The following is a 20,765-nucleotide window of genomic DNA, read 5'->3' on the forward strand; positions in this document are numbered from 1 at the left end:
GGTGCGCCAAACTAGTCCTGAAACGGGTCCGTCACAAGTATGGTGTCGTCACGCTCGGGACTGGTCGAAAGCAACGCCACCGGCGCGCCGATCAGTTCTTCCACATGGCGCACATATTTGACGGCCTGGGCCGGCAGGTCGTTCCAGCTCTTGGCACCTCTGGTGCTGTCTTTCCACCCTTCGAGCGTCTCGTAGATCGGCTCGACCCGCGCTTGCGCGCCCTGGCTGGCGGGCAGATAGTCGATCTCGCGCCCGTCGAGGCGATAGCCGGTGCAGACCTTGATCTCGTCGAGACCGTCGAGCACGTCGAGTTTGGTCAGCGCGATCCCGTCCATACCGTTAACGGCCACAGACTGCCGCACCAACACCGCGTCGAACCAGCCGCAGCGCCGCTTGCGCCCGGTCACGGTGCCGAACTCGTGTCCCTGCTGGCCGAGGAAATCGCCGATCTCGTTGTCCTGCTCGCTGGGGAACGGTCCCTCGCCCACCCGCGTCGTATAGGCCTTGGTGATGCCCAGCACATAGCCGATCGATCCGGGGCCCGTGCCGGCACCGGTGGCAGCTTGACCGGCCACGGTATTGGAGGAGGTCACGAATGGATAGGTGCCGTGATCGATGTCGAGCAGGCTGCCCTGCGCGCCCTCGAACAGAATGCGCTGGCCGGCCCGGCGCGCGTCGTCGAGGATTTTCCACACCCGATCCATATAGGGCAATACCTTGTCGGCAACGTCCTGAAGCTCGGCCAGGATGACGCCCGGGTCGGCTTCCGGATGGCCCAGACCGCGTCTGAGCGCATTGTGGTGGGTCAGCAATCGATCAACCTTGCGTGCGAGCGTCGTCGGGTCGGCGAGATCCATAACCCGGATGGCGCGGCGGCCGACCTTGTCTTCGTAGGCCGGTCCGATGCCCCTGCGGGTCGTTCCGATTTTCGTACCGGAATTCGAGGCGGCATCTTCGCGATAGCCGTCGAGTTCCCTATGCAGCGACAAGATAAGCGCGGTGTTTTCGGCAATTTTCAGGCGCGATGGACCGATATCGACGCCTTGCTCGCGCAAACGCTCGATTTCGGCGACGAAAGCGTGAGGATCGAACACGACCCCATTGCCGATGACCGACAGCTTGCCCGGCCGCACGACGCCGGAGGGCAACAGCGACAGCTTGTAGACCTCGCCATCGACGACGAGCGTATGACCGGCATTGTGCCCGCCCTGGAAACGCACGACGAGGTCGGCCCGCTCCGAAAGCCAGTCGACGATCTTGCCCTTGCCTTCGTCGCCCCATTGCGAGCCGACGACCACCACGTTGGCCATGAAAAACCCTCTCTCGAACTTACCCGCGCACCCGCCGGACGGGCGCGCTTCTAGCCGCTTTCACGCCCGAATGGAATGGCTCTCACGCGCCGGCCGGCAAAACAGCCTCGCGAAACGGCCGCACCGACATTCGGTACGGCCGCTGCCTGTTCAGGCGTAGTCGATCAAGAGACGCCGCGCATGGGCCCCTGTCGGGCTGGATTCAGCCCTGAGGCTGCGGTTCCATGCCCCCTTCGGGTTCGTCGCCGCCCGACTTCTTGCCTTCGCTGCGATGGCCCGCCTTCGGCACCGCCGACCCGCGCGAGGGCGGCGTATCGTCGCCCTGGTCGCGCGAAGGCTTTTGACCGGCGATCAGTTGCTTGATCTCGTCGCCGGACAGCGTCTCGTATTCCAGAAGCCCTTCGGCGATCGCGATCCAGGCCTTCTTCTTCTTGGTCAGGATGCTGCGTGCGGCATCGTAGGCCTCGTCGATCAGGCGCCGCACCTCGGCGTCGATGAGCTGCTGGGTTTCCTCCGACATGTTTTGCTGGCGCGCCACGGAGTGGCCGAGGAAGACTTCCTCCTGATTGTCGCCATAGGCAACCTGGCCGAGCTTATCGGAAAAGCCCCAGCGCGTGACCATGGCGCGCGCCAGCTTGGTCGCCTGGTCGATGTCGGACGCGGCTCCGGAGGTGATATTTTCCTTGCCGAACTTGATTTCCTCCGCCACGCGGCCGCCCATCATGATCGCCAGCCGCGAGATCATGTATTTGTAGCTCATCGAGTAGCGGTCGCCCTCGGGCAACTGCATGACCATGCCCAGCGCGCGGCCGCGCGGAATGATCGTTGCCTTGTGCAGCGGGTCTGACGACGGCACGTTGAGCGCCACGATCGCATGCCCGGCCTCGTGGAAGGCGGTGAGTTCCTTTTCCTCCTGGGTCATGGCATGCGAGCGCCGCTCCGCGCCCATCATCACCTTGTCCTTGGCGTCCTCGAACTCGGCCATGGTGACGAGCCGCTTGTTGCGCCGCGCGGCCAGCAAGGCGGCCTCGTTGACCAGATTGGCGAGATCGGCACCCGAGAAGCCGGGCGTGCCACGCGCCAGGACCTTCAGGTCGACATTCGGCGCCAGCGGCACGTTGCGCACATGCACCTTCAGGATCTTCTCGCGGCCGGATACATCCGGGTTGGGCACCACCACCTGCCGGTCGAAACGGCCCGGGCGCAGCAGCGCAGGGTCGAGCACGTCGGGCCGGTTGGTCGCCGCGATCAGGATGATGCCCTCATTGGTCTCGAAGCCATCCATCTCGACCAGCAGCTGATTGAGCGTCTGCTCGCGCTCGTCATTGCCGCCGCCGAGGCCGGCACCGCGATGGCGGCCGACCGCATCGATTTCGTCGATGAAGATGATGCAGGGCGCGTTCTTCTTGGCCTGCTCGAACATGTCGCGCACGCGGCTTGCACCCACACCGACGAACATTTCGACGAAATCCGAGCCCGAAATGGTGAAGAAGGGCACGTTGGCCTCGCCGGCGACCGAGCGCGCCAACAGCGTCTTGCCGGTTCCGGGCGGGCCGACGAGCAGCACGCCGCGCGGGATTTTACCGCCCAGGCGCTGGAATTTCTGCGGATCGCGTAGGAACTCCACGATCTCCTCGAGGTCCTCCTTCGCCTCATCGACGCCGGCCACGTCGGCAAACGTCACGCGACCGTGCGCTTCCGTCAAAAGCTTGGCTTTCGACTTGCCGAACCCCATGGCGCGGCCGGAGCCGGACTGCATCTGGCGCATGAAGAATATCCACACGCCGAGGATCAGGATCATCGGCAGCCAGGAGATCAGATAGCCGAGCAGCGTGTTGCTACCGTCGGATTCGGGACGTGCATTGATGGTCACGCCGCGCTCTTCGAGGCGCGTCACCAAAGACGGATCGCCGGGAGAATAGGTCTGGAAGCTGCCGCCGCCGTCATTATAGGTACCGGTGATACGCTCGCCCGATATCGTGACCGATTTTACGCGGCCGGACGATACTTCCTGGATGAACTCGGAATAGGCGATCTCGCGCGAACTGCCGCGCTGTTGCGGCGTTTGAAACAGATTGAACAGCGCGATCAGCAACACGGCGATGATCGCCCAAAGCGCGAGATTGCGGTAATTTGGATTCATACGTTACGTCCCGTACGCGTCAGATGCGGCGACGCGTGTGCCTGGCCCAGTGTTGGACCTAACATAGGGTTGGGCAACGCCGTTGCCAAGCGATTGGCTCCGGCGCGGTTAAGGAGTTTATGCGGCATTGTGACCGCGCAATGGCGATGCCGGCGGGGCCGGGCAGCCAAACACCGCGCCGAGCGCGGCGGCCAACTCGAAATCGAACGCCGGCAGATAGCAGGCGAAGGGCGCCACGACAGGCGCGAAACCGCCCGCGTCGTCCGCGATGGCGCGGCCCTGTGCGTTGACGAATACCGGTTCTCCCGCCAGCCCCGCGCGCCGCAAGGCGGCCGGGCAGTCGGCGTCGGCGCCCAGCGCTTCGCCGGAGCGCCCGCGTCCGCGCGCCTCCACCGCGACCGCGCTGGCAGGGGTGGCAACGATCCGGTAGCGTCGGTCCCACAGCGTCCCGGCGCGGGCCGGCACGGTGCCGGTCCAGCCGGCACGCAGCTCGCGATAAAGGAAGATGCCGGCCTTGCGCACATCGACGACCGCTCCCGCCAGCGTCGTGCGCACCGAAGCTTGGGCGAGCCGGGCCAACAATTTTTCCGCCCGGCCGTCCTCGACGAGCCGCGCACGCCCCCCCACCGCCGCGACCAGGGCGGATACGGCAAGACCGGCTGCGGCCGTGTCGTCGGTATCGACGAGATCGCGGCCGAGGCGAACCAGGCCGGGCGCCGGCATCCGCGCGCGCGCACGCACGATCGCCGCCGCGCGCAAGCCGAGCGCGACGCGCTTTTCGCGCGCCGCGCGGCCCGCGGCCACCAGCGCGTCCGTCAGACCGGGGTCGGCCGCGAGACACGCGCGCGCCCGCACCCGCTCATAAGTGCAATCCTGATTGCTGGGATCGTCGACCCAGGCGAGGCCGCGCATACGCAAGACATCGCGCAGGGCCGCGCGCGACATGTCGAGCAGCGGACGCACCGTCCATACCCGGCCGCGCACCAGGGTCGCCGGCGCGATGCCAGCAAGGCCGCGACCCGCACCGCGTGCACGGCGCATGAAAACCGTCTCCGCCTGGTCGTCGCGTGTGTGGGCGGTCATGATCATCGCCGCGCCACTTTCCTGCGCGGCCCGAAAGAGCAGGTCGTAGCGCGCCTGGCGCGCCGCCGCCATCAGCCCGGTGTCGGGCTTGGCGCCCTGCCAGGAGAGAATGCGATGGGCGATGCCGAGCTGCGCGCACACGGCGCCGACATGGCGCGCCTCGCGCGCGGCGTCGGGACGCAGGCCGTGATCGACGGTGACGGCGAGGATTGTCCGCTCGCGCGCATACCGGCTGAAATGATCGTTGAGAAGAACAAGCAGGGCGAGCGAATCGCCGCCGCCCGATACCGCGACGATGACCGGTCCGGTCGCGGGAAGGACGAGATCGGAAAAAAGGGGGGGCGGGTCGGCTGCGGGCGTGCTCAGCAACCGGCGAGCGCCTGTTCGGCCTTCACCCGTTCCTTCAGCGCCGGCGAAATATCGCGGTAGCGTTTGCCGATCTCCAGATAGGTGGCGCAGGCGACGTCGCGCTGGTTCAGCGCGGCGAGCGACACGCCAAGCTTCAGCAGCATGTCCGGCGCCTTGCGCGAATCGGCATAGTCGCGGCTGGCGTTCAAAAACACCTCCGCCGCGCTGCGATACTGTTCCATGCCGAGCAGCGCCTCGCCGAGCCAGTAGTGGGCATCGGGCGCCTTTGCATCGTTGGGGAAGCGCGCGATATGCTCGCGAAAGCCGGCCTCCGCCGTCGGGTAGTCGCCCGAAAGGATGAAGGAATAGGCATTGCGGTAGAGCTCCTCGGGATCGTTGGTGTCCGGCAGGGCCGCCACCACCGTTCCGTCTGTATCGCCGCCATCGGGCTTGGCGATCTCCACCCCCGGCAGGGTTCCCTCATCCGTGGCCGCGACGCCGCCGGTCGGATTGCCGTCGGCGTCGAAATCGATGGTGCCCAGCGTGCGTGGCGGGTCGCCACGCGCCGGCGGCCCGGCCTCCGCCGTGCGGCGCTCGGCAGCGGTCGTGCCGGCGTCCGAACGCTTTTCCTCGAGCTGCTGGAAGCGGAACTCGTTGTCTTCCTGCATCTTGCGCACCTGATCCTGCATCTGCAGGATCATGAAGGTCAGTTCCTCGACCTTGCCGGTCAGCTGGCGTACCTGCTCTTCAAGCTGGCCGACGCGCGGGTCGGTCGCCTGGACCCGGTGCAGGAGGCTGCCTCCCAAGCCGTTCGGCTGGGCCGCGGCAGAGGCAATATCGGCCCGCGCCAAGGCCGCCGGGGAACCGGCACTGGCGGGACCGCCCAGCAGGAGCGGCAGCATGGCCACCGCCCAGATAAGTCTATTCGGTTTCATCCAATGTCTCGCTTCGGGGACAGAATTGCCGGGCATGTAAAAACCCGTCTCAATACTATCAGTGCCCGCGAGTTCGGCCAAATTTTGGTGATCGATCCCGAACGCACGCGGCATCGCGATCGATCACGCAAATCGGCCCCGACCGGGTCAGCTTCCCGCGCCGCTCAGCACCGTGACGGCACGGCGGTTCTGCGACCAGCAGGAAATGTCGTCGCACACCGCCACCGGCCGTTCCTTGCCGTAGGTGATCGTCTTGATGCGGTTGGCCGCGACGCCGCGCGCCACCAGGAAGTCGCGGGTCGCCGCCGCCCGCCGCGCACCGAGCGCGAGGTTGTATTCGCGCGTGCCGCGCTCGTCGGCATGGCCCTCGACCGTGATGGCGTAGGAACCGTACTGGTTCAGCCATTGCGCCTGCTTGGCCAGCGTCGCCTGGGCGTCGGCCCGGATCAGCGTGGAATCGGTATCGAAGAAGATACGGTCGCCGACATTGACGGTGAAATCCTGGGTCGAGCCGGGTGTGGCCGAGCCCAGGCCGAGATCGGCCGGGTTGTTGGGAACCTTCTTCGACGCGCATCCCGTCACGGCAAGCGCCATGAAAAGCGCGATGGCCGCCGGATTCCGTGTAAGCGCTGCGATACGGCGCATGACCGCCACTCCTTCGCAAATGTATGGGTTTCTTTGACGCTCCAGTAACCACATCGGGGTTAAGCGGCAGCCAAGAAACGCGGTTAATTCTTCGTTACCCGATGGGCATGGCCGTCCGTCCAACAGCCTCTGGCTGCGCAGATGATGGCGAAATACGGCGGAAACACGACCCATCCGCCGGAATTTGCCGCATCCGCGACGAAATGCGCGCGGCCGGCCTTATTCCAGCAAGGGCGACCAGGCCGGGTCGGACGCAAAATTGGGGCTGGCGATCGGCTGTTCGTTCCGTCCGGTCAGATCGATGGAGAACAGCCGCGGGCCCGCCGAGCCGGCAGGCTGGCGGAAGAACATGATCACCCGGCCGTTCGGGGCCCAGGTCGGCCCTTCCTGGCTGAAACCGCTCGACAGGATTCGTTCGCCGGAGCCATCGGTGCGCATGACGCCGATCTGGAACTCGCCGCCCGACTGTTTGGTGAAGGCGATCAGATCGCCGCGCGGCGACCAGACCGGGGTGGAGTAGGAGCCGTCGCCGAACGAGATGCGGCGCTGGTTGGAGCCGTCGGCGTTCATGACGTAGATCTGCGCCCGTCCGCCGCGATCCGAGGTGAACACGATCTGCGTGCCGTCGGGCGAATAGGACGGCGAGGTGTCGATCGCGCTCGAATCGGTCAACCGGGTGGTCGTGCGGCTGCGCAGGTCCAGCGTGTAGATGTTGGAATTGCCGTCGTCGCGCAGCAGGCTCATGATCACCTTCTGTCCGTCGGGCGAGAAGCGCGGCGCAAACGTCATGCCCGGGAAATTGCCGACCAGTTCGCGCTGTCCCGTCTCGATCTGCAGAAGATAGACCTGCGGCTGGCCGCTTTCGTACGACATATAGGTGATTTCCTGCCTGTTGGGCGAAAAGCGCGGCGTCAGCGCGATCGCCCGACCATCGGACAGGTAACGTGCATTGGCACCGTCCTGGTCCATGATCGCCAACCTCTTCTTGCGCTGGTTCTTCGGACCGGATTCGTCGATGAAGACGATGCGGGTATCGAAATAGCCCTTTTCGCCGGTCAGGCGCTCGTAGATCGCGTCGGCGATGATGTGGGCGACGCGGCGCGTATTGGCCTTGGAGGCGAAGAACTGTTCGCCGATCAGTTGCTGGCCGGCAAACGTGTCCCAAAGCCGGAATTCGGCCCGCACGCGCCCGTCGCTTTCCTGGGTGACGCGGCCGGTGACGAGGGCCTGGGCGTTGATCACCTTCCAGTCCTCGAACCGCGGTGCGGCGTCGGGGTTGGAGATCTTCTCGATAAAGGCGCCGCGGTCGATCGGCGCGAACAGCCCGGAGCGTTGCAGGTCGGCCGCGACGATGTCGGAAATCTCCTTGCCGAGCGTGTCGCCGGACAGGAATTCGGTGATGGCGATCGGCAGCGGCTCGATCACGCCCTTGTTGACGTCGATCTCCACCAGCGCGCGCGCCGGTTGCGTCGTCATAACGCCGACGAGCGCCAGCGTCACGGCAAGCATCACGGATCTGAAAATAGATGTCATGTCGGTCCCTTCATCAGGATCGGTGGCCTGGCGGTATCGGTCGCGCCAGCCGAGAATCTAGAACATATCGGTTGGATCGAAGTGAACAATGACCTCGGACCATGTCTCGTATTTGTCGCCAGGCAGGTTGAACGGCGCGCATTTCTGCACCGCCCGCAGAGCCGATTCGGCAGCGGTGCGGCCAGGTCCGGAACTGGCACCGCCCTTGATCAGTTCCGGCGGCCCGTCGAGATTTCCGGCCCGGTCGAGCCGGAAGCGCACCGACACCTTGAGCAGTTCATAGTCGACGATACCGGCCGGGAGCGACCAGCATCCGCCCAGCCGCTGGCGCAGCGCGTCCATTTCGCTGCGCGACAGTTTTTCGGCCGGGCGCTTGGTTTCCGCGCCGAGCGAGGCTTCGCGGTTCGAGCGCTTGGCGCCGCCGCCGGAGGGCTTTTCCTTGTTGAGCAGCGCCGCCACGTCGTCGAGCAGGTTCTCCGTGCTCTCCGATTGCGGCTTGCGCACCTGTTCGGTCTTCGGCTTGTCGGCGTCCTTGCGCTCGGGCGCCTTGGCCGTCTGCGCCTCGGGCGGGGTCGGCCGCGCCTGCGGCGCGGGCGCGGAGTCCGGCAGGTCCGCAGCGTCCGCATCCGGGCTTTCCGTCGCCACGGCTTCGGGTGCGGGATCGGGCTTGACGTCCTGTTTCGGCTGCGGCTCGGGTCGGATTTCGGTTGCCGGAACTGGGGCGGGTGCGGCCTCGTCGGGCTGGGCCTCGGCCGGGTCCGGCGTCGGGTCGGGGGCGGGCACGGGTTCGGGCTGCGCTTCCGGCAAGGCGGCGGTCTCAACCGGTTTCGGCTTCGGATCGGGCACCGGCGGCGCGTCGGTGTCGACGGCATTCTCTCCGACCCGTTCGGCATCGTCGACCAAGTCGGGCCGTTCCGTCGGCAAGGGTGCCGGCTGATCGGCGGCCGGCGCGTCCTTGTCACCGGTCTGCAGGCGGGTCCATTCCTCCACCGGGATGGTGTCGACCATCACCGCCTGTTCCTCGGCGGCTTCATAGGCGCGCGGCGCCGACAGCGTCACCAAGCCGAAACTCAGCACCGCGGCATGCAGCACCGTCGAGGTGACGAGACCCGCTTTCATGATCTGCCAGAACCCGCAGCCGCACGCATGGGCTAGCTGTCCTGTTCCTGCAGCGTCACCAGGCCGAGATTGCGGAAGCCGGCCGCCGAAATGCGGGCCATCACCCGCATGACCGTGCCGTAATCGGCCGCTTTGTCGCCGCGCACATAGATACGCTCGTCATAGCCGGTGCGCGCGATCGCCTCGAGCTTGGCAACCACCTCGTCGATCGGCACCTCGGTTTCCTGGAGAAAGATCTGGCCCTTGTCGTTGACAGAGACCGTGATCGGCTGCGTATCGGCATTGAGCGCGTTGGCCTCGGTCTCCGGCAGATCGATCGGCACGCCCACGGTCAACAGCGGCGCCGCGACCATGAAGATGATCAACAGCACCAGCATGACGTCGACGAACGGTGTGACGTTGATTTCCGACATCAAGGCGTGGTGACGACCGCGGCGCCGGTGACCGCGCCCGCCGCGTCCACCCGATTGCACTACCGACATGGCCATGGTGCTGCTCCTGCCGTTCAGGCTTTCTGCGGAATTCTTTCATCGATTTGGCGCGAGAGTATGGCGGAGAACTCGTCCGCAAACCCTTCCATGCGCATGCCAAGCTTGCCCGCGTCGGAGGTCAGCTTGTTGTAGGCGACAACGGCGGGAATGGCGGCGAGAAGGCCGATGGCGGTGGCCAGCAGCGCTTCGGCGATGCCCGGCGCGACCACGGCCAGGCTGGTCGATTTCGACCCGGCGATCGCCTGGAAGGAGGTCATGATGCCGACCACCGTGCCGAACAGGCCGATAAACGGCGCCGACGAACCGATCGTGGCCAAAAAACCGAGGCGCCCCTCCAGCCCTTCCATCTCGCGTGTCAGCGCCAGGTCCATCGCCTTGTCGATCCGCGTCTGCAGGCCGATCGGCGAGCGCGCGCCCTTCTCGAAGCTCTTTTTCCACTCCGCCATGGCCGCCACGAAGATCGCGCCCATGCCGGCGGTCGTGCGCTCCGACAAGGCGCGATAGAGTTCCTCGAGCGACTGCCCCGACCAGAAATTCTCCTCGAAACGATCGAGCGTGGCGCGCATGCGGCGATAGGCGATTATTTTGTCGATGATGATCGCCCAGGTCCAGATCGACGCCAACAGCAGGCCGATCATCACCAGCTTGACGATCCAGCCCGCCTGCCAGAAGAGCGACCACACAGAAAGGCTGGTGGCAAGCTCGGGAAGAGCTGAAGATTCCATGGATATCCTGTCCTTAAGAATGGGGCGCCGGACGCCGCCGGCCCGCGCCTGTCTCCCGCCGGTCCGGTCGAACGCAGTCTCCCGGACATCACCCCACGCGCAATTGCGGCCTTTTCCGTAGGAATCTTGGTAAAACCAAGGCGCGCGGAAAAGTGACGATCCGATCCGTTCGATTCATGAAGGGTTAAGGTTAAGGAGGCGTTAGGATTCGTCCGTTCTGCAATCGAAGCCGAGGCCGGTTCAACCGCCACGCCGGGGCATGAAGGCGGCGATCCATTCTTTTGGAAAGCGGCGCGGCCGCCCCCCTTCGCCGACGATCGCGGCCTCGACCCTGGCCGTCACCAGCACGTTGTCGCCGCGCTTAAGCTCCTGCTCCATGAAGATCCGCGCGCCGGAAATCTCGGCCGTGCGGGTGTCGATGGTCAGAATATCATCGATCTTGGCCGGCGCCTTGAACTCGATCGCCATCTTGCGCACCACCCAGACCAGTTTTTCGCCATGTTTGCCGTCGGCGAGCTCGGTATGGTGGACACCGGCGAGTCGCAGGAAATCGGACCGCCCGCGCTCGAAGAACTCCAGATAGCGCGCGTGGTAGACCACGCCGGAAAAGTCGGTGTCGGCGTAATAGACCCGCGCCTGCAACCGGTGGCCGAAATCCGTCATCTCCCCGGCGATGCCCGCCGGCCGTTCACCATGATCCGCCATCCCGCTTTCCTTCGTCCGATCCGTCTGGCAAGGAGCCCGCATGGGGCGCGCGCGCAAATCGATGGCATTCCTGGCCGCATTGTTCAAGCACGGCCTCGCCGGTCTGGTTCTCCTGCTGGCTGCGGCGGGCTGGGCGAACGCGGCGACCTTTTCGGCCCAGCGCGGCCTCAATCTCGACATCTGGGTAAGCTGGCCCGACGAAAGCCGCTGGGACGAGGAAGACGTGCTGTTGCCCTTTCCCGAGTGGCGCCGCACAGTCGACCAGGCCGCCCTGAAACGCCTCAGGGAGGCCGGCTTCGACTTCGTGCGCATGCCGGTCGATCCCTCGCCCTTCCTGTCCGACAAGGCGGCCCGTTTCCACGACCGGCTCTATGGCGAAGTGTCGGATGCCGTCCGCGCCATCACGGCGGCCGGGCTGAAGGTCGTCGTCGACATGCATCTGTTTCCCGCCGGCGGCAACCGCGCCATCGGCATGAGCCAGGTGATGGACGATGCGGCGCTGTTCGAGCGGTATGTCGAAACGGTCCGGCGCATGGCGCGCACGCTGGCACGCGAGGACCCGGCCATGGTCGCCTTCGAACTGATGAACGAGCCGATCGTGGACTGCGCGCCCGGCACGACGGCCTGGCCCGACCGGCTCGGCCGGCTGTTTGCCGCCGCGCGCGCCTCCGCGACCCGGCTGACGCTGGTGCTTTCGGGCGGCTGCTGGGGCTCGGCTGACGGTCTGGCCGCCCTCGACCCAACCACGATCCCCGACGACAATGTGCTGTGGTCGTTTCATTCCTACGCGCCCTTCCTGCTCACCCATCAGGGCGCGGGCTGGGCCGGCGACTTCATCCGCTATGTCGCCGGGCTACCCTACCCGCCGCACGCCGTGCCGCGCGCCGAACTCGACGCCGCGCTTGAAAGGATACGCGAGCGCATCCGCGCCGACGCGCCCTGGACACGCCGGGCCGGCATGCTGGCCTATCTCGACGAGGAGATCGCCAAGCTGGACACGGCCGACGAACTGGCCGCCGTGATGGCCGCCCCCTTCGTCGAGGTCGCCGGGTGGGCGCGTCGCCATGACATCGCCCCGCAGCGCATCCTGCTGGGAGAGTTCGGCATGATCCGCCAGGAATACGGCACCCAGGCCGTGATGCCGGCCGAATGGCGGGCCGCCTATGTCGCCGACATGATCGATCTCGCCGAACGAAACGGCTTCGCCTGGTCGATCTGGGGCTATGGCGGCGCCTTCGGCGTGGTCGAGGCCTTCGAGGGAGAGCCGACGGAGGGCGCGATACTTAGGACCGTGGAGGGTCTGCCAAGACGCTAGGCCTGACGACCGCCGGCGGCCGTCACTCCTCCTCGAACAGCCGTCCCTGCATCTCGGCCAGGTTTCGCGGCGCCTCGAGGCCGAGATGGCGCCAGGCATTGCCCGTCAAAAGCCGCCCGCGCGGCGTGCGCTGGATAAAGCCCTGCTGGATCAGGAACGGCTCGATGATGTCCTCGATGGCGTCGCGCGGCTCCGACAGCCCCGCGGCGATGGTCTCGATCCCCACCGGGCCGCCGCCGAAATTCCGCGCGATCATGGACAGATAACGCCGGTCGAGCTGGTCGAGACCCAGCGCGTCGACCTCCAGCCGCGACAGCGCCTCGTCGGCGATCTTGCGGTCGACCACCTCCACGCCGGCAACGGAAGCGAAATCGCGCACCCGGCGCAGCAAACGCCCGGCGATTCGTGGCGTGCCGCGCGCCCGGCGGGCGATTTCCGTCGCGCCCTCCTCGGCCATCGGCAGATTGAGGATGCGCGCGCCGCGGCGCACGATCTTCTCCAACTCCTCGACTTCGTAGAAATTGAGTCGCACCGGGATGCCAAAGCGGTCGCGCAGAGGATTGGTGATCAGCCCGAGACGCGTGGTCGCGGCGACCAGGGTAAAGCGCGAAAGCTCGATCTTGACCGAGCGCGCCGCCGGCCCCTCGCCGATGATCAGGTCGAGCTGAAAATCCTCCATCGCCGGGTAGAGGATCTCCTCGACCGCCGGCGTCAGCCGGTGGATTTCGTCGATGAACAGGACATCGCGATCCTCGAGATTGGTGAGGAGCGCCGCCAGATCGCCCGCCTTGGCGATCACCGGACCGGAAGTGGAGCGGAAATTCACGCCCAGTTCCTTGGCCATGATCTGGGCGAGCGTGGTCTTGCCGAGCCCGGGCGGGCCGACGAACAGCACATGGTCGAGCGCCTCGCCGCGCGCCTTGGCGGCTTCGACAAACACTTTCAGATTGGCGCGCGCGGCCGCCTGGCCGACAAAGTCGTCCAGCGATTGCGGCCGCAGCGAGACGTCGACGTCCTCGCCGGTTTTTTCGGAGGAAATCAGCCGGGGCGCGGTGTTCATGACGTCCTCATCGCATGCCCGCCGGACCCCGGCAAGCCGACGATCATCGTGCCAGCTCCTTCAGCCCGAGCCGGATCAGGCGGGCCGAATCGGCGCCCTCACCGGCTTCCTTCATCGCCGCGGCGACGGCATTGGCGGCCACGTCGCGACCGTAGCCGAGATTGGTCAACGCCGAGACGGCGTCGGCGACCGGCGCCGGCGCCACGCCTTCGCCGAGTTCCTGCTTCAGCCCGATCGTGCCCGACGCCGCGCCGGCATGGGCCGGCGCCTTGTCGCGCAGTTCGGTGACGATGCGTTCGGCGACCTTCTTGCCCACACCCGGCGCCCGGCTGACCATGGCGATGTCGCGCAGCGCCACCGCATTGGCCAGGTCCGCCGCCGACAGGGTGGACAGCACCGCGAGCGCCACCTTGGCGCCGACGCCCTGGACATTGTTCTGCAACAGCCGGAACCATTCGCGCTCGAGCGCGGAGGTGAAGCCGTAGAGCCTGATCATGTCCTCGCGCACATAGGTTTCTATATAAAGCGTGACCGCCTCGCCCGGCCCGGGCAGGCCAGCAAGCACGCGAGCGGGGCAAAAGGCGACGTAACCGACGCCGTGCACGTCGACCACGCAATAGTCCTCGCCGATCTCGTCGAGGGTTCCCTTGAGCTTGCCGATCATGCCCGCACCCCCGCATGAGCGGCGGCCAGCCGTGCCGGCACGCTTTGCCTGTGATGGGCATGGCAGATCGCGATCGCAAGCGCGTCGGCGGCGTCCTCGCTGTCGAAAACCGCCTTGGGCATCAAAACCTTGACCATCATGTGGATCTGCTTCTTGTCGCCGTGACCGACCCCGATCACCGTCTTCTTGACCGCGTTCGGCGCATATTCGGCGACCGCGAGGCCCGAAAGCGCCGGCACCAGCATGGCCACGCCCCGCGCCTGGCCAAGCTTCAGCGTCGCGGTGGCATCGCGGTTGACGAAAGTCTGCTCCACCGCCGCCTCGTCCGGCTCCAGCGCACGCATGACCTCCGCCAGCCCGTCATGCAGCTGACGCAGGCGAACCGCGAGCGCGGCCGAGGCATCGGAGCGCACGGTGCCCGCCGCCACGAAGCGCAACGCATTGCCCGTCGCCTCGACCAGTCCCCAGCCGGTGCGGCGCAGCCCCGGATCGATACCGATGATACGAATCGTGCTAGCCATGGTCCCACCTTAATCTGACGCAGGACCATTGCCAGCCGAATGTGAACAAACGAGAAACGAAATCGCTGCCTTCACCCGCCCGCCTCACCCCTCCACAGCACCGGAACACCCTTTGCCCCTTCCCGACTTCGACCTGTCGCTCGCCATTCTGCTCGGCACCGTGCTCGTCGGCGGCATCGCCCGCGGCATGTCGGGATTCGGCACCGGCATGATCGTGGTGCCGGTGGCGGCCGCGCTTTACGGGCCGAAGGCGGCACTGGTCATCGTTGTGCTGATCGACACGCTGCCGATCATTCCGGTAACGATACCCGCGCTCAAGGTCGCCCGCTGGCGCGAGGTGTTGCCGGTTCTGGCCGGGCTCAGCCTGCTATTGCCGGTCGGCATCCAGATCCTCAAATGGGGCGATCCCACAATGCTGCGCTGGCTGATCTGCGTGGCGATCCTGCTGTGTGCGACGGCCCTGGTGAAGGGCTGGCGCTATGCCGGCCCGCGCACTGCCGGCACGTCTCTGCTGGTCGGCGCGGTGGCCGGGCTGTTGTCGGGCATCGCCTCGATTCCCGGGCCGCCGGTCATCATCTACTGGCTCGCCTCGCACCTGCCGCGCCTGATCGTGCGGGCCAATCTAATGACCTTGTTTTTCCTGACCGAGGCGCTGTCGATCACCAATATCTGGCTGGCGGGTCTGTTCGAGCGTCAAGCGGTGCTGCTGAGCATCGCCGCCGCCGGCCCCTATTTCGTCGGCCTGACGATCGGCTCGCGCCTATTCGGTCTGGCGAGCGAGAAAACCTACCGCCGGGTGACCTTCGTGCTGATCGCGGCCGCCGCCTTGTTGGCGCTGCCGATCGCCGACCCGCTGTTTGCAGCCCTAGGCAGGCCGGACGCGAACTGAACGCGTCAGCCGCGGGCGAAGGCGGTGTTGAGGAGCGTGATCTGGTCGGAAACCGGATTGGCCCGGCCGACGCTGGCCAGCGGCTCGGCGCCACTGCCGTAGATTTCGTCATCGAGCCGGCGCACCCGCCCCTGAAGATTGAGCGAATGCGACACCAGCGCGCGAAAATCCTCCGGCAGCTCGGACCAGCCCTCCGCCCGGTCATGGGCGGAAGCCGTGTCGAGCCGAACCTTCGATTTTTCCGCCGCGACCTGCTCGCGTGTCATCTCTCCGGAATTGGCCGCCCGCTGCAGCAGCAGCCAGGAGGCGATCTGCATCAGCCGGGTGGTCAGCCGCATCGATTCGGCGGCATAAAGCGTGGCCGCCAGTCGTGACAGTTTCTTGGCCTCGGCCCGGCCCGGCCCGTCGAGATATTCCGCGGTCTTTTCGACCAGCCCCATGCCTTCGTCGTAGAGCGGCTTGAACGACGGCGAAAACAGCCGGCGCTCGGCAAGGTTGATGGTATTCTCGTCGCCTCTTACCGCATTACTCATGGACGTCACCCCGCACGCTCGACTGCTTCCGACCAGTGGTCCATGCATATAGCCCGATCCGGCCGGCGACCTAACGGTCCCGGAGGCAGAAATTGCGCGTTCTCCCCGGCCAACGCAAGCCGATGTTTAACAAAGGGTTAATGCCGCGGCCCGGAGCCGTCCCGAATCCGGACAAAAAAAGAGCCGCGCAAAGCGGCTCTCAGGAGTTTAACAGGGAGGCGTCAAACAGAGCAGACCCAGCCGCTCGGTAAGAATCCAGAAAAACTGGATGAAAATAGTAAACACCCATAAAGCTTAACGTCCGGTTAACAGAAAGACGAAACTGCGACCCGTCGCGCGCGAACGCGAAGGCGGCGTTTTACCTGCGATCACAAGGACTTCGCCATCTCGCGCAGGCGGAATTTCTGGATCTTGCCGGTCGAGGTTTTCGGAATTTCGGCGAAAACCACCATTTTGGGACATTTGAAACGCGCAAGCAGCGTCCGGCAATGCGCCAGGATCTCCGCCTCGTCCGCCGTCTTGCCCGGCTTCAACTCGACATAGGCGACGGGCGTCTCGCCCCATTTCTCGTCCGTTCTGGCCACGACGCCGCACGCCGCCACCGCGGCGTGCTTGTAGAGCGCGTCCTCGACCTCGATGGAGGAAATGTTTTCGCCGCCGGAAATGATGATGTCCTTCGAGCGGTCCTTGAGCTGGATATAGCCGTCGGGATGCATGACGCCGAGATCGCCGGAATGGAACCACCCCCCGGCCAGCGCCTCGTCGGTCGCCGGCCTGTTCTTCAAATAGCCCTTCATGACGATATTGCCGCGAAACATCACCTCACCGATCGTTTCGCCGTCGGCCGGGGTTTTTTCCATCGTCTGCGGATCCATGACGGTCAGGTTTTCAAGCGCCGCGTAGCGCACGCCCTGCCGGGCTTTTTTCGACGTACGCTCGCCCTTGTCCAGCGCGTCCCACTCCCCTTTCCATTCGTTGACGACCGCCGGACCGTAGGTTTCTGTCAGCCCGTAGAGATGGTTCACCATGAAACCCGCATCGGCCATGCCCGACAGCACCGCCTCGGGCGGCGGCGCGGCGGCGGTATTGAAGGTGACGGTTTGCGAAAACGTGCGTTTTTCGGCATCGGGCGCGTTGAGCAGGCTCGACATCACCACCGGCGCGCCGCACAGATGGGTGACGCCGTGATCGGCGATCGCGTCGTACATCGCCCCGGCGCGCACCCAGCGCAGGCACACATGCGCTCCCGCCTGGATGGCCAGCGTCCAGGGAAAACACCAGCCGTTGCAGTGAAACATCGGCAACGTCCACAGATAGACCGGATGCCGCGCCATGCCGGCATGGATGGTGTTGGCGTAGGCCATCAGCGCCGCGCCGCGATGATGATAGACCACACCCTTGGGGTTGCCGGTCGTGCCGGACGTGTAGTTGAGCGAGATCGCATCCCATTCATCGTCCGGCATCGACCAGGCAAAATCTGGGTCGCCCGACGCCACGAACGTCTCGTAGTCGAGTTGGCCGATGCGCTCGCCCTTGGGATAGGGCGCGTCGCTGCCATGTTCGGGATCGTCGTAGTCGATAACCAGGGGGCTTGCGTCGGTCCGCGCGAGCGCCTCCTTCACCACCGGCGAGAATTCCCGATCGACGATCAGCACCTTTGTCTCGGCATGGTCGAGCTGGAAGGCGATGATGGCCGCGTCGAGACGTGTGTTGAGCGAATGCAGCACCGCCTTGACCATCGGCACGCCGAAATGGGCCTCCAGCATCGCCGGCGTGTTCGACAGCATCACCGACACCGTATCGCCCTTGCCGATGCCGCGCGCGGCAAGTGCCGAGGCCAATCGGCGCGAACGGGCAAAGAATTCGCGATAGGTCGTGCGCGCGGCGCCGTGGATGATCGCGGTCTGGTCGGGAAAGGTCTTGGCCGCGCGTTCGAGATAGGACAGTGGCGTCAACGGCTGGAAATTGGCCGCATTGCGGTCGAGGCCGGTTTCGAAAATGCCTGGCACGTGTGCCTCCCCATCTGCTGTTTGCCGAAAGAGTAGCGAGCCGTGGCGAGCGCGTCATCCGCCAATATGGCTGCCGAGAAAGGCAGGCCCGGCAGCGGCCGAGGCACCGGCACGCATCAGCCGGAAAAAGCCGAGATCCCGTCCCAAACGAGTTTTAGCGCGACCACGAAAACGGTCGCGTAGGCGAGCGGATAGAAGATCTCCGCGCGCATGCGTTTGACCACATAGGCGCCGGCCAGCGTCGCCAGCGGCGCGAACGGCAGCAGCGCGAGCGACGTGCCGAGATTGACGGCGTCGAACTGGCCGAGCGCGAAATAGGGGATGAGCTTGACCGCATTGACGACCGAGAAATAGATGACGCTGGTTCCGGTATAAAGCTTCGGATCGAAGCGCAGCGGCAGGGTATAGACCTGATAGGGCGGTCCGCCGGCATGGGCGACGAAGCTGGTGAAGCCGCTGACCGCGCCCCAGAACACGCCGGCGGGCGGATTGTGGGCGCTCGCCCGCCCCGTGCCGGCGACCATCGAATAAAGCCAGCGCGCGACGAACAGCAACGTGACCACGCCCAGCACCAGCCTGACCACGTCGCCCGTCACCAGCGTCGCCGTCAGCCAACCGATGCCGATGCCCAAAAGCGCGCCCGGCAGCACGATGGCCAGGGTGCGTGTGTCGTAATAGCCGCGCCAGGACCACAGCGAAACCACGTCCATCAGCACCAGGATCGGCAGCAGGATCGCGGCCGCCTGCACCGGCGAAATCACCAGCGCCATCAGCGGCACGCCGAGAAACCCCATCGCGCCGCCCAGCCCGCCCTTGGCCAGGCCGACGAGAACGACCGCCGGAATCGCGACGGCATAGAAGGACGGATCGGTGATCAGTGACGGCATCGGCGAGCGCAACTTTCAAGGCGCAGCCATAAAGGTTGCGGCGCGCGAAGGCGAGCGGCAATCGGATACCGGGCGCGTCCCGACCCACGCGGAACGCTGGTCATTCGGCGCGGGCTCGGTTATGCCCCATTCCCACCAAGATCGCACGCCATGAGCGGGCCGGAGAGCATGACCATGACCGAAAAACCGCCCAATCGCTGCCGCCTCGTGCTGATCGCGCCGCAGTCGCGCGATCTCGATACGCTGGCCGCGCGGATCGAGAAGGCCTGTGCCGGCGGTGACGTGGCCTCCCTCATTCTGCCGCAGTTCGACATGCTTGAAGGCGAATTCCAGCACCTCGCCGAACGGATCGTCCCGCTCACCCAGGCGCGCGGCATCGCAGTGGTGATCGCCGGAGCGCCGCGCATTGCCGCACGCACCAAGGCCGACGGCATTCACGTCGACGGCGCCACTGCCGATCTCGCCGACGCCATCGGCCGCTATCAGCCGGCGATGATGGTCGGTGCCGGCGGCGCGCGCGATCGCGACCGTGCGCTGGAACTGGGCGAATTGCGCCCGGACTATCTGTTCTTCGGCCGCTTCGGCTACGATTCCAAGCCGGATCCGCATCCCCGCAATCTGGCGCTCGGCCGCTGGTGGTCGGAGATGGTAGAGATTTCGTGCCTCGTGCTTGCCGGTAGCCGCATCGACTCGGTTGTCGAGGTCGCGCGGACCGGTGCGGAATTCGTCGCCGCAAGCGCGGCCGTGTTTGCCGACGGCGCCGATCCGCAGGCAGCCGTTGCCGAAATCAACCGCATGCTCGACGAAACCGCTTTCGCCCACGAGACGCCCCGATGAGAAGCCGGCATCCCCTCGCCGCGTTGCTTTTCGCCGCGCTGCCGCTCGTCGCCTCGCCGGCGGCCGGCGCCGATGGCGACCGCGCGGGCGAAGCCGACAAACCGTCCGTCGACCTACAGCGCTTCGGCGAAAAACAAAGCGACCCGGCCTTCGGCGCCTACCAGCGCGGTCTCTACATCACCGCCTACAATCTCGCCCTGCCGCGCGCAAAGGACGGAGACGCCGCCGCCCAAGCGCTGGTCGCCGAAATCCTGTCGCGCGGGCTTGGCCTGCCACGCGACCCGGCCGAGGCGGCCAAATGGTACGGCAAGGCGGCGGAGGCCGGCATCGCCGAGGCGCAGTTCCAATACGCATTGGTCCTTTCCGACGGCAAATATGCCGGGCCCGATCCAGACCGCGCCTTCGAGTTGATGCAGGCGGCGGCCGACGCCGGCAACCGGCTGGCAATGTTCAATTTCGCGCAGATGCTGATCAATCGAGAAGCCGGCGGAACGGGCCTCGCCAAGGCGGTACCCTATTATGAAAAGGCCGCGGAAGCCGGCCTGCCAGACGCCCAGTACGCCATGGCCCAGCTCTACGCGAACGGCGCCGCCGGCCGCCCGCGCGACGAGGCGCGTGCCCGCGAATATCTGATCCTGGCCGCGCGCCAGAACTACGACACCGCGCAGCTCGATCTCGGCACCTGGCTGGTGGAGGGCCGTGGCGGCGAGCGCGACTACGAAGCCGGTTTCGGCTGGATGAAGCGCGCGGCCGAAAGCGGCAATGTCGCGGCCCGCAACCGCCTCGCCAAGCTTTATGTGCACGGCCTGGGCACCGAGCCCGACCCGATCGAGGCGGCGGCCTGGTACATCACCGCCCGCCGGGCCGGCCTGCGCGATCGCGACATGGACGACTTTCTCCAGGGCCTGACCACCGACGAGCAAAAAAAGGCGATCGAGCGGGCCAACCGCCTGCGCTGAACCGCCCGTCGCACCGCTTCGTCTTGCCTCTCCGGCGGAATTGTGTTCTTGGAA

20 protein-coding genes are annotated in these 20,765 nt (G+C 66.0%); 4 read left to right on the forward strand and 16 right to left on the reverse strand.

All coding sequences use genetic code 11. The annotated features are described in order from the left end of the window. Positions 1-11 precede the first annotated feature (11 nt). From C7T96_RS04785 to ybgC, 10 genes are all read right to left on the reverse strand, one after another. Complete coding sequence (locus tag C7T96_RS04785; protein WP_106570065.1) at positions 12-1,310, reverse strand: adenylosuccinate synthase; 1,299 nt, start codon at positions 1,308-1,310, stop codon at positions 12-14. Positions 1,311-1,512: 202 nt separating this feature from the next. Then, complete coding sequence (ftsH, locus tag C7T96_RS04790; protein ID WP_106570066.1) at positions 1,513-3,453, reverse strand: ATP-dependent zinc metalloprotease FtsH; 1,941 nt, start codon at positions 3,451-3,453, stop codon at positions 1,513-1,515. A gap of 117 nt (positions 3,454-3,570) precedes the next feature. Next, entirely contained in the window at positions 3,571-4,905 is a 1,335-nt protein-coding gene (gene tilS, locus C7T96_RS04795; RefSeq protein WP_158264309.1) for a tRNA lysidine(34) synthetase TilS, read from the reverse strand. Continuing rightward, complete coding sequence (gene ybgF, locus C7T96_RS04800) at positions 4,899-5,819, reverse strand: tol-pal system protein YbgF (RefSeq protein WP_199190415.1); 921 nt, start codon at positions 5,817-5,819, stop codon at positions 4,899-4,901. Before ybgF ends, tilS begins: the two co-directional genes overlap by 7 nt. A 147-nt stretch (positions 5,820-5,966) precedes the next feature. Next, positions 5,967-6,464: a peptidoglycan-associated lipoprotein Pal gene (gene pal / locus C7T96_RS04805; RefSeq protein ID WP_106570068.1), complete on the reverse strand. Its 498-nt coding sequence runs from the start codon at positions 6,462-6,464 to the stop codon at positions 5,967-5,969. 219 nt (positions 6,465-6,683) lie between these two features. Next, positions 6,684-7,973: a Tol-Pal system beta propeller repeat protein TolB gene (gene tolB / locus C7T96_RS04810; RefSeq protein WP_238719801.1), complete on the reverse strand. Its 1,290-nt coding sequence runs from the start codon at positions 7,971-7,973 to the stop codon at positions 6,684-6,686. Between the two features lie 81 nt (positions 7,974-8,054). Then, on the reverse strand, positions 8,055-9,116 hold the full coding sequence (locus C7T96_RS04815) for a hypothetical protein (protein WP_106570070.1): 1,062 nt from the start codon (positions 9,114-9,116) through the stop codon (positions 8,055-8,057). 32 nt (positions 9,117-9,148) lie between these two features. Beyond that, positions 9,149-9,598: a protein TolR gene (gene tolR, locus C7T96_RS04820; protein WP_238719802.1), complete on the reverse strand. Its 450-nt coding sequence runs from the start codon at positions 9,596-9,598 to the stop codon at positions 9,149-9,151. A gap of 23 nt (positions 9,599-9,621) precedes the next feature. After that, positions 9,622-10,332 carry a protein TolQ gene (gene tolQ / locus C7T96_RS04825; protein WP_106570072.1) on the reverse strand — a complete coding sequence of 237 codons (711 nt, stop codon included), beginning with the start codon at positions 10,330-10,332 and terminating at the stop codon, positions 9,622-9,624. A 240-nt stretch (positions 10,333-10,572) separates the two neighbouring features. Continuing rightward, positions 10,573-11,037 (reverse strand): tol-pal system-associated acyl-CoA thioesterase, encoded by a 465-nt coding sequence (gene ybgC, locus C7T96_RS04830; protein ID WP_106570073.1) that lies wholly within the window; start codon positions 11,035-11,037, stop codon positions 10,573-10,575. Between the two features lie 61 nt (positions 11,038-11,098). Between ybgC and C7T96_RS04835 the strand changes: the two genes are divergently transcribed. Continuing rightward, positions 11,099-12,352 (forward strand): cellulase family glycosylhydrolase, encoded by a 1,254-nt coding sequence (locus tag C7T96_RS04835; RefSeq protein WP_106570484.1) that lies wholly within the window; start codon positions 11,099-11,101, stop codon positions 12,350-12,352. A gap of 22 nt (positions 12,353-12,374) precedes the next feature. Here the strand turns inward: C7T96_RS04835 and ruvB are convergent, their stop codons facing one another. From ruvB to ruvC, 3 genes are read right to left on the reverse strand one after another with little or no spacing between them, the layout of a single operon-like run. Continuing rightward, positions 12,375-13,412, reverse strand: a complete 1,038-nt coding sequence (ruvB, locus tag C7T96_RS04840) for a Holliday junction branch migration DNA helicase RuvB (RefSeq protein ID WP_106570074.1) — start codon at positions 13,410-13,412, stop codon at positions 12,375-12,377. 43 nt (positions 13,413-13,455) lie between these two features. Further along, positions 13,456-14,076 carry a Holliday junction branch migration protein RuvA gene (gene ruvA, locus C7T96_RS04845; protein WP_106570075.1) on the reverse strand — a complete coding sequence of 207 codons (621 nt, stop codon included), beginning with the start codon at positions 14,074-14,076 and terminating at the stop codon, positions 13,456-13,458. Next, entirely contained in the window at positions 14,073-14,597 is a 525-nt protein-coding gene (gene ruvC, locus C7T96_RS04850) for a crossover junction endodeoxyribonuclease RuvC (protein ID WP_106570076.1), read from the reverse strand. The genes ruvA and ruvC overlap by 4 nt, the downstream gene beginning before the upstream one ends. Before the next feature lie 112 nt (positions 14,598-14,709). On the opposite strand from ruvC, the gene C7T96_RS04855 reads away from it, so the two are divergent. Beyond that, the gene (locus tag C7T96_RS04855; protein ID WP_238719775.1) at positions 14,710-15,486 is read left to right on the forward strand and encodes a sulfite exporter TauE/SafE family protein; all 777 of its coding nucleotides are present in this window, start codon (positions 14,710-14,712) and stop codon (positions 15,484-15,486) included. Between the two features lie 5 nt (positions 15,487-15,491). On the opposite strand, the gene C7T96_RS04860 is transcribed toward C7T96_RS04855, so the two are convergent. The 3 genes from C7T96_RS04860 to C7T96_RS04870 all read right to left on the reverse strand — a co-directional run bounded on the left by C7T96_RS04860 (position 15,492) and on the right by C7T96_RS04870 (position 18,915). Beyond that, positions 15,492-16,019, reverse strand: a complete 528-nt coding sequence (locus tag C7T96_RS04860) for a DUF1465 family protein (protein ID WP_106570077.1) — start codon at positions 16,017-16,019, stop codon at positions 15,492-15,494. Between the two features lie 368 nt (positions 16,020-16,387). Further along, on the reverse strand, positions 16,388-18,028 hold the full coding sequence (locus tag C7T96_RS04865) for an acyl-CoA synthetase (protein ID WP_106570078.1): 1,641 nt from the start codon (positions 18,026-18,028) through the stop codon (positions 16,388-16,390). A gap of 116 nt (positions 18,029-18,144) precedes the next feature. Further along, positions 18,145-18,915, reverse strand: coding sequence for a sulfite exporter TauE/SafE family protein (locus C7T96_RS04870; RefSeq protein WP_106570079.1), 771 nt, complete (start codon positions 18,913-18,915; stop codon positions 18,145-18,147). A 174-nt stretch (positions 18,916-19,089) separates the two neighbouring features. Between C7T96_RS04870 and C7T96_RS04875 the strand changes: the two genes are divergently transcribed. Beyond that, positions 19,090-19,752, forward strand: a complete 663-nt coding sequence (locus tag C7T96_RS04875) for a thiamine phosphate synthase (RefSeq protein WP_106570486.1) — start codon at positions 19,090-19,092, stop codon at positions 19,750-19,752. Further along, positions 19,749-20,711, forward strand: a complete 963-nt coding sequence (locus C7T96_RS04880; protein WP_106570080.1) for a tetratricopeptide repeat protein — start codon at positions 19,749-19,751, stop codon at positions 20,709-20,711. The genes C7T96_RS04875 and C7T96_RS04880 overlap by 4 nt, the downstream gene beginning before the upstream one ends. Positions 20,712-20,765 lie beyond the last annotated feature (54 nt).

The organism is Nitratireductor sp. StC3, assembly GCF_003015025.1.
In the GTDB taxonomy this organism is placed as follows: Bacteria; Pseudomonadota; Alphaproteobacteria; order Rhizobiales; family Rhizobiaceae; genus Mangrovimarina; species Mangrovimarina alexandrii.

Excerpts from the sequence above, each read along its gene's own strand:
- C7T96_RS04785 (WP_106570065.1), bottom strand. The coding sequence starts at position 1,310 with ATGGCCAACGTGGTGGTCGTCGGCTCGCAATGGGGCGACGAAGGCAAG.
- ftsH (WP_106570066.1), bottom strand. The coding sequence starts at position 3,453 with ATGAATCCAAATTACCGCAATCTCGCGCTTTGGGCGATCATCGCCGTG.
- ybgF (WP_199190415.1), bottom strand. The coding sequence starts at position 5,819 with ATGAAACCGAATAGACTTATCTGGGCGGTGGCCATGCTGCCGCTCCTG.
- pal (WP_106570068.1), bottom strand. The coding sequence starts at position 6,464 with ATGCGCCGTATCGCAGCGCTTACACGGAATCCGGCGGCCATCGCGCTT.
- tolB (WP_238719801.1), bottom strand. The coding sequence starts at position 7,973 with ATGCTTGCCGTGACGCTGGCGCTCGTCGGCGTTATGACGACGCAACCG.
- C7T96_RS04815 (WP_106570070.1), bottom strand. The coding sequence starts at position 9,116 with ATGAAAGCGGGTCTCGTCACCTCGACGGTGCTGCATGCCGCGGTGCTG.
- tolR (WP_238719802.1), bottom strand. The coding sequence starts at position 9,598 with ATGTCGGTAGTGCAATCGGGTGGACGCGGCGGGCGCGGTCACCGGCGC.
- tolQ (WP_106570072.1), bottom strand. The coding sequence starts at position 10,332 with ATGGAATCTTCAGCTCTTCCCGAGCTTGCCACCAGCCTTTCTGTGTGG.
- ybgC (WP_106570073.1), bottom strand. The coding sequence starts at position 11,037 with ATGGCGGATCATGGTGAACGGCCGGCGGGCATCGCCGGGGAGATGACG.
- C7T96_RS04835 (WP_106570484.1), top strand. The coding sequence starts at position 11,099 with ATGGCATTCCTGGCCGCATTGTTCAAGCACGGCCTCGCCGGTCTGGTT.
- ruvB (WP_106570074.1), bottom strand. The coding sequence starts at position 13,412 with ATGAACACCGCGCCCCGGCTGATTTCCTCCGAAAAAACCGGCGAGGAC.
- ruvA (WP_106570075.1), bottom strand. The coding sequence starts at position 14,076 with ATGATCGGCAAGCTCAAGGGAACCCTCGACGAGATCGGCGAGGACTAT.
- ruvC (WP_106570076.1), bottom strand. The coding sequence starts at position 14,597 with ATGGCTAGCACGATTCGTATCATCGGTATCGATCCGGGGCTGCGCCGC.
- C7T96_RS04860 (WP_106570077.1), bottom strand. The coding sequence starts at position 16,019 with ATGAGTAATGCGGTAAGAGGCGACGAGAATACCATCAACCTTGCCGAG.
- C7T96_RS04870 (WP_106570079.1), bottom strand. The coding sequence starts at position 18,915 with ATGCCGTCACTGATCACCGATCCGTCCTTCTATGCCGTCGCGATTCCG.
- C7T96_RS04875 (WP_106570486.1), top strand. The coding sequence starts at position 19,090 with ATGACCGAAAAACCGCCCAATCGCTGCCGCCTCGTGCTGATCGCGCCG.
- C7T96_RS04880 (WP_106570080.1), top strand. The coding sequence starts at position 19,749 with ATGAGAAGCCGGCATCCCCTCGCCGCGTTGCTTTTCGCCGCGCTGCCG.